This is a genomic window from Streptomyces guryensis (genome assembly GCF_021261325.1).
GTDB classification, from domain to species: domain Bacteria; phylum Actinomycetota; class Actinomycetes; order Streptomycetales; family Streptomycetaceae; genus Streptomyces; species Streptomyces guryensis.
The window spans coordinates 52,149-65,313 of the sequence record NZ_JAJSBI010000013.1 but is presented as its reverse complement, the minus strand read 5'-3'; the positions used below and the strand labels follow the sequence as shown (position 1 = coordinate 65,313).

Below are 13,165 nucleotides of genomic sequence, written 5' to 3'. Positions count from 1 at the left end.
AGTACTCTTGCGCTCATGTACGGCTACGACCAGAACGTGGGTGCGGGTGCGCAGCAGCAGTACGCCCAGCCGCAGCAGGGCCCCGGCGGTTACGGGCAGCAGCAACCGCTGTATCCCGAGCCGTCCCCGCCGTCCCTCGCGGACGCGGTACGGGCCTTCACCACCGGCCAGCTGTCCGCGGAGGACTTCCAGCAGGTCTTCGCCACGTCGAAGGTCTACTGCCCACGCGGCGACAACCCCGGATTCCTCGCCCTGCACAACACCCAGCAGCCGGTGATCCCGATGTTCACCTCGCTCAAGGAGCTGCGCCGGTACGCGGGCAAGGAGTCCAAGTACTTCGTGATCACGGGGGCCGAGGTCATCGACCTGCTCCCGACCGGCTACGGCTTCGTCCTCGACATGGAGGGCGAGCACCGCATGGTCTTCGACGCGAAGGCCGTGGAGCAGATGGTCGAGTTCGCGATGCGCAGAATGTACGGCTGACACCTGCCTGCCGGAGCCCGGAGGGAATGCCCTCCGGGCTTTCTCTGTTACGGGTGGCAGAAAGTTCAATGCTCAACTAAACTGGCCGCACAAGGAGGTACCGACATGCCTGCAGTGACCGTCGAGAACCCGCTGACCCTGCCCCGAGTGGCTGCTCCGGCCGACGCCGTGGCGCGTCCCGTGCTCGCCGTCACGACCGCGCCGAGCGGTTTCGAGGGCGAGGGCTTCCCGGTGCGCCGGGCCTTCGCCGGGATCAACTACAAGTACCTCGACCCGTTCATCATGATGGATCAGATGGGCGAGGTGGAGTACGCGCCGGGCGAGCCCAAGGGCACCCCCTGGCACCCGCACCGCGGCTTCGAGACCGTCACGTACATCATCGACGGGATCTTCGACCACCAGGACTCCAACGGCGGTGGCGGCACCATCACCAACGGCGACACCCAGTGGATGACCGCGGGCTCGGGCCTGCTGCACATCGAGGCCCCGCCGGAGTCCCTCGTCATGTCGGGCGGCCTCTTCCACGGCCTGCAGCTGTGGGTGAACCTCCCGGCCAGGGACAAGATGATGGCTCCGCGCTACCAGGACATCCGCGGCGGAAACGTTCAGCTGCTGACGACACCGGACGGCGGCGCGCTGCTGCGGGTCATCGCCGGTGAGCTGGACGGCCACCAGGGCCCCGGCATCACGCACACGCCGATCACGATGATTCACGCGACGCTGGCACCGGGTTCGGAGATCACCCTGCCGTGGCGCGAGGACTTCAACGGCCTCGCGTACGTCCTCGCCGGCCGGGGCGCGGTCGGTGCCGAGCGCCGACCGGTCGAGATGGGCCAGACCGCCGTGTTCGGCGCGGGCTCCGCGCTGACCGTCCGCGCGGACGAGAAGCAGGACTCGCACACCCCGGACCTGGAGGTCGTGCTGCTGGGCGGGCAGCCGATCCGTGAGCCCATGGCCCACTACGGCCCCTTCGTGATGAACACCCGCGAGGAACTCCAGCAGGCGTTCGAGGACTTCCAGAAGGGCCGGCTGGGGACGATCCCGGCCGTGCACGGGATGTCCGAGGGCGGGCTGTAGTTACGTGGCAGATCGTCGGCCGGCTCGGAGCCGGCCGACGATGTCCTGCTTCGCGCCGTTGTTCAGCGTTGGAATGGCTGCCCATGAGATCGGTCCGTTCGATCCTGTGGTGAGAACCCGGCGGGTGCTGGTAACACCCGACCGGGGTTGTTTGTTACGGGGATCGTTAGGTGATCGCTTCGGAGTGTCGCAGCTGATTGCTGAAAGTGATCTGCACTGGTGGGGGGCGGTAGAAGCGGGAGTGGTGGGCGACTCGTTCGGCTGTGTCTGCGCGACGGTAGAGCTGACATATGGCCAGATGGAAGGATGCAGGCCCCCCGACAACCGCTGCTTCCCGGACCCGTTCTCCGGCTCGCCGCCTGGTGCGCTGTGATCCTGCTGTTCGCCGGGGTCGTGTACGTCGGGGTGCTGCTGTGCTCGCAGTTCCGTACGGCCGTGACGCCGGTGCTGCTCGCGCTGCTCGGGACCGCCCTGCTGGGGCCGCTGCACCGGCGGCTGGTGAGGGCCAGGGTCAACCGGTCCGTCGCCGCCGGGCTCACCTGTGTCGCGGTCGTGGCGGTGGTCGGTGGGGCCGTGTACATCGTCGTCGCCGCGCTCATCGACACCGGTGACCAGATCGTCGCCTCACTGAAGGACGCGGCCCAGGGGGTCGCCGATCATTTCGGGGCGGCGGGGACCTCGCTGGACGACCTCGCCACGAACGCCAAGGAGCTGCTCACCAAGTTCGGGGGGACGGCCGCCTCCAATGTCATCAGCGGGGTCAGCGTCGTCGGTGAGAGCATCGCCATGGCAGTCCTGGCGCTGTTCCTCGTCTTCTTCTTCTTGCGCGATGCGCACAAGGCCGCCGGTCTGATCAGGGGCCTCGCTCCGGGGGAGAGCGGCGTCACCCTTGAGGCCATGGCCCGCCGGGCCTATGAGGCCGTCGAGGGGTTCATGCGCGGCACCAGCTTCATCGCGCTCATCGATGCCGTCTGCATCACCCTGGGGCTGCTGGTGCTGGATGTGCCCGGTGCCGTCGGGCTCGGCGCGCTCGTCTTCGTCGGGGCCTTCATCCCCTACCTCGGTGCTTTCATCTCCGGTGCTGTGGCGGTGCTGGTCGCGCTCGCCGACCGTGGGTTCGTGATCGCGCTGTGGGTGCTCGGGATCGTCCTCGCCGTGCAGGTCCTGGAGGGCCATGTGCTCACGCCGATGATCCAGAGCCGGACCGTGCAGATGCACCCGGCGGTGGTGATGGTGGCCATCACGGCGGGGGCCTCCGTCGCCGGGGTCCTCGGGATGCTGCTCGCCGTGCCGCTCACCGCCGCCGCCTTCGGTGTCGTACACGAACTGCGGGCGCGGTATCAGGTACCCGAGCCGTCGGACTCGTAGAGCTCGAACCAGATGCTCTTGCCCTCGCCCTGCGGGTCCACCCCCCACGCGTCCGCGAGCAGCTCGATGAGCATCAACCCGCGCCCGGAGGAGGCCAGTTCACCGGGGCGGCGCTTGTGCGGGAGGGCGTCGCTGGTGTCCGTGACCGTGATGCGCATCCGACGGCTGCCGGGTTCGCCCCGCACCTCCGCCAGCAGCAGCGCGTCGGCGTCGGTGTGCACGAGGACGTTGGTGAGCATCTCGGAGACCAGCAGCACCGCCGAGTCGACCTGGTCCGGCGAGGGCCAGTCGTGCAGCAACTCACGCAGGTGCTGACGGGCCACCGCCACCCGCTCCGGTTCCGCCTGAGCGACGGACAGCATGGTGCGGCGCACCGTCGGCGGCACCAGCACCGTCTCGCCGCAGCCCTCCCCCGGCCGGCACAGCAGCAGTACGGCTATGTCGTCCTCGCGCCGGTCCGCGAGGGGGCCGGTGGTGTGGTGGGAGGAGGGGCCGTGGACGCCCTGGACCAGGGCGTCGGCCAGTTCCTCCAGGTCGCCCTTGTGTTCCTCCAGGATGCTGCGGATCCGCTGCCATCCGCTGTCCAGGTCGTGGCCGCCGGTCTCGATCAGACCGTCGGTGCAGATCAGCATGGTCTCGCCGGGTTCGAGGGTGATCCGGGTGGTCGGGTAGTCGGCGTCCGGGTCGATGCCCAGCGGCAGCCCGCCCGCGGTCGGACGGCCCAGCACCGTGCCGTCCGCCATCCGGATCGCCGGGTCCGGGTGCCCGGCGCGCGCGATGTCGAGGGTGCCGGTCGCCGGGTCGGCCTCGACGTACAGGCAGGTCGCGAAGCGCAGGTCCGCGAGGGCGTCCTCCTCGGGGGCACCGGGCCGGGTGGCGCCGTCCGACAGGCCGTGCAGGAAGCGGGAGGCGCGGGAGAGCACCGCGTCGGGGCGGTGGCCCTCGGAGGCGTACGCGCGCAGGGCGATACGGAGCTGGCCCATCAGTCCGGCCGCCCGCACGTCGTGGCCCTGGACGTCACCGATGACCAGGGCGATCCGGCCGTTGGGCAGCGGGATCATGTCGTACCAGTCGCCGCCGACCTGGAGGCCGCCGCCGGTGGGGACATAGCGGGCGGCCACGCTCATGCCCGGTATCTGTGGCCCCAGGGTCGGCAGCATCGAGCGCTGCAGGCCGTCCGTCAGTGCCCGTTCCGTCTCGGCGGTCCCGGCCCGGGACAGCGCCTGGGCGAGCATGCGGGCCACCGTCGTCAGCACGGACCGCTCGTCCGGATTGAAGGTGACCGGATAGGCGAAGGCCGCCATCCAGGTCCCTATCGTGCGGCCGGCCACGGTCAGCGGCAGGAACGCCCAGGAGTGGCGGCCGAAGGACGAGGCGAGCGGCCAGGTGACCGGATAGCGGGACTTGTACTCCTGGGGTGTGGAGAGATAGACGGCCCGGCCGGTGCGGATCACCTCGGCGGCCGGGTAGTCGGTGTCCAGCGACATGTGGGAGAAGGGGCCCTCGTCGCTGGGCTGGTGGCCGTGTTGGCCGATGATTCTCAGTCGGTCGCCCTGCACGCTGAACACGGCGAGCCCGTCCGGCGAGAATCCGGGCATCGACAGGCCCGCCGCGACCCGCAGCACCTCCTCCGTGGACCGCGCCTCCGCCAGCGCGCGGCCCGCGTCCAGCAGGAACGCCTCCCTGGATCGCCGCCAGTCGCCGGTGACGGCGCTGCGTCCGGCCGGCGTGCCCGGCGTCGGCTCGGTGACCTCCTGAAGGGTGCCGATCAGCTGGAACGACTTCTTCTCCCGGTCGAACGACGGCTTGGAGCGGGAGCGGACGACGCGGATCACCCGGCCGTGCTCGTCCATGATCCGGATCCGCACCTCGGCCAGCGTGCCTTCGGCGACGGCGAGCCCGACGACGGCGATGATCTCGTTCCAGTCGACCGGGTGGAGACGGGCCCGGGCCTTGGCCTCCGTGAGGGTGGTCTGCTCGGCGGGCAGCCCCAGCAGCCGGGCCGCCTCGGCGTCGACCGTGACGAGTTCGGTGGCGGTGTCCCATTGCCACAGGCCGGTCGCGAGGGCGGCGAGAACCTCCCCCACGGCGGGCAGAGGCTCACCAGTGCGCATTGCCCCACTTTATGGAGAGGTGATCGAGGAGTGCCACCGATTGCCCACTCTTAATGGTGGGGAGCCGATCTCGGGGTGCCCGGTACGCTGGGGGTGTTTCACGTGAAACACCCTGAGTGACACAGACCCCGATCCGCGAAGACTGGATGAACGACGATGCATCGGTACAGGTCCCACACCTGCGGCGAGCTCCGCTCCTCTGACGTCGGCACCGACGTCCGGCTGAGTGGCTGGCTGCACAATCGGCGCGACCTGGGCGGCATCCTCTTCATCGATCTGCGGGACCACTACGGCATCACCCAGCTCGTCGCCCGTCCGGGCACCCCGGCCTACGAGGCCCTCGACAAGCTGACCAAGGAGTCGACGGTCCGCGTCGACGGCAAGGTCGTCTCCCGGGGCACCGAGAACGTCAACCCGGACCTGCCGACCGGTGAGATCGAGGTCGAGGTCGGCGAGGTCGAGCTGCTCGGCGCGGCCGCCCCGCTCCCGTTCACGATCAACACCGAGGACGGGGTCAACGAAGAGCGGCGCCTGGAGTACCGCTTCCTGGACCTGCGCCGCGAGCGCATGCACAAGAACATCATGCTGCGGTCGTCGGTGATCGCCTCGATCCGCTCGAAGATGGTCGCCCTCGGCTTCAACGAGATGGCGACGCCGATCCTGTCGGCCACCTCCCCCGAGGGCGCCCGCGACTTCGTGGTCCCCTCCCGGCTGAACCCGGGCAAGTTCTACGCCCTTCCGCAGGCCCCGCAGCAGTTCAAGCAGCTGCTGATGATCTCCGGCTTCGACCGCTACTTCCAGATCGCGCCCTGCTTCCGCGACGAGGACGCGCGTGCGGACCGTTCGCCGGGCGAGTTCTACCAGCTCGACATCGAGATGAGCTTCGTCGAGCAGGAGGACGTCTTCCGCCCGATCGAGCAGCTGATGACGGAGCTGTTCGAGGAGTTCGGGGGCGGCCGGCACGTCACCTCGCCCTTCCCGCGGATCCCGTTCCGCGAGGCGATGCTGAAGTACGGCTCCGACAAGCCCGACCTGCGGGCCCAGCTGGAGCTCGTCGACATCACCGACATCTTCGAGGGCTCCGAGTTCAAGGCCTTCGCCGGCAAGCATGTACGTGCGCTGCCGGTGCCGGACGTCTCCGCTCAGCCCCGGAAGTTCTTCGACCAGCTCGGGGACTTCGCGGTCTCGCAGGGCGCGAGGGGCCTGGCCTGGGTGCGTGTGGCCGAGGACGGTTCGCTGTCCGGCCCGATCGCCAAGTTCCTCACCGAGGAGAACGTCGCCGAGCTGACCAAGCGTCTGTCGCTGGCCGCCGGGCACGCGGTGTTCTTCGGTGCGGGCGAGTTCGACGAGGTCTCGAAGATCATGGGCGCGGTGCGGGTCGAGGCTGCCAAGCGTGCCGGGCACTTCGAGGAGGGCGTCTTCCGGTTCTGCTGGATCGTCGACTTCCCGATGTACGAGAAGGACGAGGAGACCGGTGCGATCGACTTCTCGCACAACCCCTTCTCGATGCCGCAGGGCGGCCTGGAGGCCCTGGAGACCCAGGACCCGCTCGACATCCTCGGCTGGCAGTACGACATCGTCTGCAACGGCGTCGAGCTGTCCTCCGGAGCGATCCGGAACCACGAGCCCGAGATCATGCTGAAGGCCTTCGAGATCGCGGGCTACGACCGCGACACCGTCGAGGAGAAGTTCGCCGGCATGCTGCGCGCCTTCCGCTTCGGCGCCCCGCCGCACGGCGGCATCGCCCCCGGCGTCGACCGCATCGTCATGCTGCTGGCCGACGAGCCGAACATCCGCGAGACCATCGCCTTCCCGCTCAACGGCAACGCCCAGGACCTGATGATGGGCGCGCCGACGGAGCTGGAGGAGGCGCGGCTGAGGGAGCTGCACCTGTCGGGGCGCAAGCCGCAGCCGAAGTAGCCACAGGCGCAGCCGAAGTAGCCACAGGCGCAACACGAAGGGCTCGAAACCGGTGTCGGTTTCGAGCCCTTCCGCTTGCGCCCCCCAGGGTGAGACGCGCCCCGCTGGCGACGCCCGTTCCGTTATCTCCATCAGTGGTTCACATACGTGCGCGGTGACGCTGTTCTGGCCCATGGCCCAGACGGGCCTCGACCTGAGGATCGCCGCGCCCGGCCTGGCGCTCATCAACTCCCTCGGCAACCTGGGCGGTTTTGTCTCCCCCTTCCTGTTCGGCTGCCTCAAGGACACGACGGGCAGCACGACCGGCGGCCTCCACACCCTGTCCGCGGCCTCGCTGCTCGCGGTGGTGGGGGCGAGGTTCATCCGGGGTACGGGGCCTCCGGCACGGGCTTGGGAACCTCACCGGAGGCCCACAGGAATCCCGAGGGGGGAGCACAGAAGCCTGTCGTGTCATAGGGAGGGACATCGCAGGTGCGGGCTGCTTCGGCCCGGTGGGCCAAGGAGGAAGCCATGGGGTACGCGATCGCGCTCTCGGCACTGTTGATCGCCGGGACGGTGGCCGCGGTCGTCGCACTGCGGCGGACGCGGACGGCACCGGGCGCCACCGACCTGGACGCGGAGGCCGAGGCCAACCGCTGGCTGATCCGGCTGGGCGGCAGCCTGATGCCGCCCGGTGCAAGCAGCTGGGCGAACAACGGGACGACGGCGGGGCGGGCGCTGACCGACGCGGCGGAGTGTCATCGCACCGCCCGGTCCCTGCTGGCCGAGGCCCGTACGGCGGCGGAGTACGAGCGGGTGACGCGGACGGCGCAGGAAGGACTGCGGCACGTCGAAGCGGCCCGCGAGGCGCTGGGGCAGGCGGCGGAGCAGGCGTCAGCCGCCCCCGAACCCGCACCGCTTCAAGGATGCTTCGGCGTCGGTAGCGGACTGGCACGGACCGGGGCAGCCGAAAACAATCCCTGACGTCCGGGCAACCTCCCTGATTCCGGCGGCTACTTGAGGACATGAGCGCCTTCACCGGCGCTTCACGAACCGCACGTGTCCCACAACCGCTCGTAAGGAATCCCCGTGGCCTCTGCTTCCCACCGCCGGTCCCTCCGCAGGCGGCGCACCCTCGTCGCCTCCGCCGCCGTCGTGGCGGCCGGTGTCGGTGCCGGTGTGCTCGTGATGAACGCGAACGCCGGGACGACCACCGTCGACCTGTACCACCAGACGCTCGCCGCCAAGGACGGCTGGGCGTCCTCCGGTTCCGGTACGACCGGTGGCGCGAAGGCCGACTCCGCGCACACCTTCACCGTCTCCACGCGCGCGCAGCTGGTGAAGGCGCTGGGCTCCGTCTCTGACACCACCCCGCGGATCATCAGGATCAAGGGCACGATCGACGCGAACACCAACGACGCGGGCAAGAAGCTGACCTGCTCCGGCTACGCGTCGGGCACCGGCTACTCGCTGTCCGCGTACCTGAAGGCGTTCGACCCCTCCACCTACGGCCGCTCCAAGCTGCCCTCGGGCACACAGGAGACGGCGCGGGCAGCCGCGCAGAAGAAGCAGGCCGCGAACGTCGTCTTCAAGGTGCCCGCCAACACCAGCATCGTCGGCGTCCCCGGCACCAGGGCCGGCATCACCGGCGGCATGCTGCAGATCCAGAAGGTGGACAACGTCATCGTCCGCGACCTCACCTTCTCCGACACCGAGGACTGCTTCCCGCAGTGGGACCCGACGGACGGCTCCAGCGGCAACTGGAACTCGCAGTACGACTCGGTCACCCTGCGCGGCGCCACGCATGTCTGGGCGGACCACAACACCTTCACGGACGCCGGGCACTTCGACAGCATCGACCCGAAGTACTACGGCCGTGAGTACCAGGTCCACGACGGCGCCCTCGACATCACCAAGGGCTCCGACCTGGTGACCGTCGAGCGCAACCAGTTCACCAACCACGACAAGACGATGCTGATCGGCTCCAGCGACACCGACAGCACCGGCAAGCTGCGCGTCTCCATCCACCACAACGTGTGGAAGGGCATCGTGCAGCGCGCGCCGCTGTCCCGCCTGGGCCAGATCCACATCTACAACAACGTGTACGACACGGCGCCCCTGAACGGCTACACCCTGCAGTACAGCATCAACTCCCGCGCCAAGGCCCAGGTCGTCGCGCAGAACAACTACTGGAGGATCCCGGCCTCCCAGAAGGTCTCCAGGCTCGTCAGCGGCGACGGCACGGGCTCCATCGCGGGCAGCGGCAACCTCGTCAACGGCACCGCGACCGATCTCGTCGCCGCCTACAACGCCGCCTCGTCGAAGAAGATCAAGACGACGGTGAACTGGACGCCGACACTGACCGCGGGCCTGGAGTCGTCGGCGAAGAACCTGCTGACGGAGCTGGCGACGACGACGGGCGCCGGAGTGCTCTCCTAGCGACCAGGTGCGACCAGGTGCGGCCTAGGTGTCGTACGAGCCGTCCCAGGGCGAGGTGAAGAACAGGCGGTCCGGGTAGAGCTCGGCCCAGTCGCCCTCCTCGTCCTGGCCGGTCACCAGGCCGAACTGCACGCCGTCCACGGTGAGTCGGAACGGGCGTATCGCGATGTCCGTGTAGGACCGCCGGGGCAGGCTGCGCAACAACTTCGCCAGATGGACCCTGGCGCGGGTGAGGACCGAGTCGTCGCCGTGCGGATTGCGCTGCTGCTCGGCCCAGGTGCCGGCACACCAGATCTCCGAGTCGCGGTAGTGGCCCTCGGCGTCGAAGGTGTGGAGCACCGCGAAGAGGCGTTTTTCGTTTTCCCAGCCGTCGTCCGGACGGTACCCGCGCGGAAAGGCGTACGTGACCGTTCCCAGGAACTGGCCGTCCGCGTAGCGGCCGATGGCCTCGGCCCGGCCGTGCGGTTCGTAGGAGATCGGTATGACCTCGGGGACTGCCATGGCGCACACCCTACGTATGTGGCGTGGCAATATCCCCCAGTCGCCGATGAGGACACCATTGGGCTCGCCGAAGCTTCACGAGACGGCCGCTGATCTCCACAGAACGGAACGGACCGCACCCCGAGTCGCCGCCGGCCACGGTCGCACCCACTCAGTCCTGCTCGCCAGTCCTGTTCTCACAGCGAGGCAGGTTGTCCGTCGAGATGGTCCAGTCGCCGATGGTGACGTCCTCCCTGTGGACGAAGTCCTTGCGGGTGGAGTAGCGGGGCCGTCGGGGGTGGGGTGGATGTCGGTGAGGACGGCGTCAGTGCCGGTGCGGTGGGTCGAAGATCGCGTAGACGGGGATGCCGACCAAGGGGTAGTCGCGCGTCTTGGCGCCCCAGTCGTTCTCCGGGTGGGTGAGCTCGCCTGAAACGCAACAACAAGGGCCCGGAACCGGTCACGGGACGCTGCTGGTTCAGTCGGGTCCATGCGTGAGGTCGACTCCCAGGACCTGGGTGGTGGGCTTGGGAGTCGACGTTGTCGTATGAGGGAGGGGGTGGGAGAAGCCGCCCTGGTCAGCCCGTCGGCTTCCCGGGACTTTCGGCGTGGACGATTCCGCGGTTCTTCAGGGGCGGTTCAGCAGATTGCCGAACACGGGACCACCGCGCCCGCCGTCCAGTTGGAGCGAGTCCGACTTCCGTTGTGCGACCGGTTCCAGCAGGGACTGGATGCTGCACTCCCAGGCCTGGCACAACGCGCGCAAGAAGTATCCGGGGATGGTTCCCGACGCACGCCACCACATCTTCTGCCAGGTCCATGTTGTGTGGTCGCGAGCGTGCTCGTAGGCCATGTCACGGTGCGTGCCGTAGGGAAAGACATCCGACACCGGTGAGCCCGGATAGTTGTCGTACATGAAGATCCAGTTGTCGGGGATCTGCACCCGATATCCGGAGCGGGAGTGGTAGACCTCCGGGGGCCTGGTGTTCATGGCCAGGGAGGATCCGCCGACCATGAAGATCTTGTCGTGCTGCATGGCCCACTCGGTGATGCCGGAGGGGCGGAGCACGCCCTGTGACGTGATGGCGAAGGCCACGTCCTCGGGTAGCGAGTCGAAGGCGTGGTACAGGGTGCTGGCCAGTTCCAGTTGCAGGTGGTCGTCGAACTGCCCTGTGCTGCGCAGCTGTTGTTCCTGGGTTCGTACCCATTCCCGTACCTGGTCCTGATCCACGGACAGGGTGGCCCGATCTCGTGACGCGCGACTGGGCTGCCCGGTGAGGTATCCGGCGAAGGACGGCGACCGGTCGGCCCGGAAGCCACCGAGCGTCACGATGCCCCAGTAGTTGTGTCCGTTCTCGTAATAGAGGTCGTTGCAGAGTGTGGCCAGCCCGATGCGGGCCCCTTTCTCGTCGCGCAGTTTGGTGGCTCGTGCGACGAAGTCGTCCCGCATCTGCAGACGTCGCTTCTCCTCTCCAACGCGCCAGTCGTCGGCCACGGCAGGGTAGAGACGGTCGAAGACCTCATCCGGCTCTCCGGTGGCCAGCGAGAACGGGGCGAGAACATCGCCTTCGGGGGAAGCCGGTTCCCAGGTGTGGATGGGCACCGAGTTCTCCACGACCAGGTGCTGGACCAACTGGAAGAGCCGGTCGTCCACTGTGCCGTAGAGGAGACCCCGCAGGTCGTTGGGGTTCTTCTTGAGCTTGATGCGTACGGTCGTGCCTTCCGGGACCCAGCCCTTCACCGGCATGGGAGTCAGCAGGGGACGCTCGGAGGGGCCGTCGAAGGTGAGGCGGCGGGCGTCTTGGACCGAGTGGTCGTAGCGGCGGGTGACCAGCTCCACCTCGTCGCCGAGCAGGAAGACCGAGAAGAAGCCGATGCCGAAGCGACCGCTGGGGGTGAAGCCGCCGCCGGCCAGTCCGGGAAGGCGGTTGCGGACATCGGGAGAGCTCCAGCCGCTGTTGCCGAAGTCGAGAAGGCCATGGATGAGGGTCTCCTCGTCCATGCCGACTCCGTTGTCACGTACTTCCAGGTACCAGGAGCCATCGTTCTGGCTCAGCCGGATCTCGATACGTCCGTCGGAGAACCCGGGCTGTAGCGCCTGGCGCGCGCGTACGGCGTCCTGGGCGTTCTGGATGAGTTCGCGTACCGCGGCCTCGGGGTCGTCCCCATACAGCTGCTCGCCGCCCAGATTCCTGACCAGGGCGGGTATGTCGGAGACCTTCACCGTCGCGTCGATGGGGCGCCAGCCCTGCGCGGGGAAGTGATCGGCGAAGCGCTCCGGAGAGTCGACTCCGGCGACGGCGCGGGCCGCGAGCCGCTTCACTCCGAGGTCGTGCAGGAGGGCGTCGACGGCTTTCAACTCCTGGTCGATGCCACGCAGGTAGTCGAGGGCCAGCCACCAGGAGGGAGCGTCCTCCGGGAGAAAGGGGCGCGCCGAACTGTAGGTGACTCGGTCGCCGTTCAGGTCCGGCCGACTGACATGGGTCTGGAAGCGCCAGTGCTCGCGGGAGAGACCTTGGGGATTGCGCAGCGCGAACAATAGAGTCGGAGCACGCCTGCCGTCGATCTGGGTCACGTCGGCCAGCCGCAGGATGCAGGCCAGTTTGAGCTGGTCGATGGTCCAGTCGCGTGGCTGCCACGGCCATGAGCCCGACTCACGGCGGAACTCACCGGCGAGCCGGTCCACTGGCCACCAGTGGCTCGCCGCCAGATTGCCGATCAGCGGACCATACGCCTCCCGCAACAGGACGTCCTCCATGAGGCGGATCTCATTGCCCGTGCTCGACCGCCACGACTGGTCCACCAGCCGACGGGCCTGCTCGGCGTGTGATTCGCGGATGGCGGCGGCCCGACACGCGGCGGCGATCTCGACGGGAGGATCATCGAGTTGCTCCTGGTCCGGCCAGCATCCCTTCTGGTGGTAGTAGGCCACCGACAGAAGGTCACGCCACCGCTCCTCTCCAAGGGCCTCGGGCACGCTCGTGCCGTACGCGGCCTCGCCCATCGCGGCGTCGTGGAACACGAAGGCGCAGCCCAGCACGTAGGCCTCCGCGGGATTCAACTTCACCGCGTTGCCACACACGAGATCGGCGGTCTCCCAAAGGGCGTCCACGTGAGTGATGTCGTGGACGGTGAAGTCGGGCATGCTGCGCGCGTTCTCCTGAAGGAGCACGGCCGCCTTCTTCCGCAGCTCCACGTACGACGAACGCAGTCGCTCCCGCTGTTCGGCCTGCGGGTCGTCACCCGGCCTGGTGGCAAGGGTTTCCTGCCACAGAGACGTGCTGGTGTAGTCGTGCTCGGGCACT

Annotated in this window: 9 protein-coding genes and 1 pseudogene; 6 read left to right on the top strand and 4 right to left on the bottom strand. The window is 68.5% G+C overall.

Going from position 1 to position 13,165, the window contains the following annotated elements:
- The first annotated feature begins 15 nt into the window (after positions 1-15).
- From LJ657_RS25220 to LJ657_RS25210, 3 genes are all read left to right on the top strand, one after another.
- The gene (locus LJ657_RS25220) at positions 16-483 is read left to right on the top strand and encodes an SseB family protein (RefSeq protein ID WP_030939169.1); all 468 of its coding nucleotides are present in this window, start codon (positions 16-18) and stop codon (positions 481-483) included.
- 105 nt (positions 484-588) lie between these two features.
- Entirely contained in the window at positions 589-1,560 is a 972-nt protein-coding gene (locus tag LJ657_RS25215; RefSeq protein WP_232651030.1) for a pirin family protein, read from the top strand.
- A 306-nt stretch (positions 1,561-1,866) separates the two neighbouring features.
- Positions 1,867-2,928: an AI-2E family transporter gene (locus LJ657_RS25210; RefSeq protein ID WP_232651029.1), complete on the top strand. Its 1,062-nt coding sequence runs from the start codon at positions 1,867-1,869 to the stop codon at positions 2,926-2,928.
- Here LJ657_RS25210 and LJ657_RS25205 read toward each other — a convergent pair.
- Positions 2,901-5,042 (bottom strand): SpoIIE family protein phosphatase, encoded by a 2,142-nt coding sequence (locus tag LJ657_RS25205; RefSeq protein ID WP_232651028.1) that lies wholly within the window; start codon positions 5,040-5,042, stop codon positions 2,901-2,903. The genes LJ657_RS25210 and LJ657_RS25205 overlap by 28 nt on opposite strands.
- A gap of 156 nt (positions 5,043-5,198) precedes the next feature.
- On the opposite strand from LJ657_RS25205, the gene aspS reads away from it, so the two are divergent.
- The 3 genes from aspS (at position 5,199) to LJ657_RS25185 (ending at position 9,380) form a co-directional block, all read left to right on the top strand.
- The gene (gene aspS / locus LJ657_RS25200; protein ID WP_232651027.1) at positions 5,199-6,962 is read left to right on the top strand and encodes an aspartate--tRNA ligase; all 1,764 of its coding nucleotides are present in this window, start codon (positions 5,199-5,201) and stop codon (positions 6,960-6,962) included.
- Positions 6,963-7,472: 510 nt separating this feature from the next.
- A complete protein-coding gene (locus LJ657_RS25190) occupies positions 7,473-7,925 on the top strand; it encodes a hypothetical protein (RefSeq protein ID WP_232651026.1) in 453 nt (150 codons plus the stop codon).
- A 105-nt stretch (positions 7,926-8,030) separates the two neighbouring features.
- Positions 8,031-9,380 carry a pectate lyase family protein gene (locus LJ657_RS25185; protein WP_232651025.1) on the top strand — a complete coding sequence of 450 codons (1,350 nt, stop codon included), beginning with the start codon at positions 8,031-8,033 and terminating at the stop codon, positions 9,378-9,380.
- Positions 9,381-9,404: 24 nt separating this feature from the next.
- On the opposite strand, the gene LJ657_RS25180 is transcribed toward LJ657_RS25185, so the two are convergent.
- From LJ657_RS25180 to LJ657_RS25170, 3 genes and pseudogenes are all read right to left on the bottom strand, one after another.
- Complete coding sequence (locus tag LJ657_RS25180) at positions 9,405-9,881, bottom strand: hypothetical protein (protein ID WP_232651024.1); 477 nt, start codon at positions 9,879-9,881, stop codon at positions 9,405-9,407.
- Positions 9,882-10,032: 151 nt separating this feature from the next.
- Positions 10,033-10,281: pseudogene (locus LJ657_RS25175) on the bottom strand (Uma2 family endonuclease); the annotation flags it as partial.
- A gap of 207 nt (positions 10,282-10,488) precedes the next feature.
- Positions 10,489-13,164: an HD domain-containing protein gene (locus tag LJ657_RS25170; RefSeq protein WP_232651023.1), complete on the bottom strand. Its 2,676-nt coding sequence runs from the start codon at positions 13,162-13,164 to the stop codon at positions 10,489-10,491.
- Between the last annotated feature and the right edge of the window lies 1 nt (position 13,165).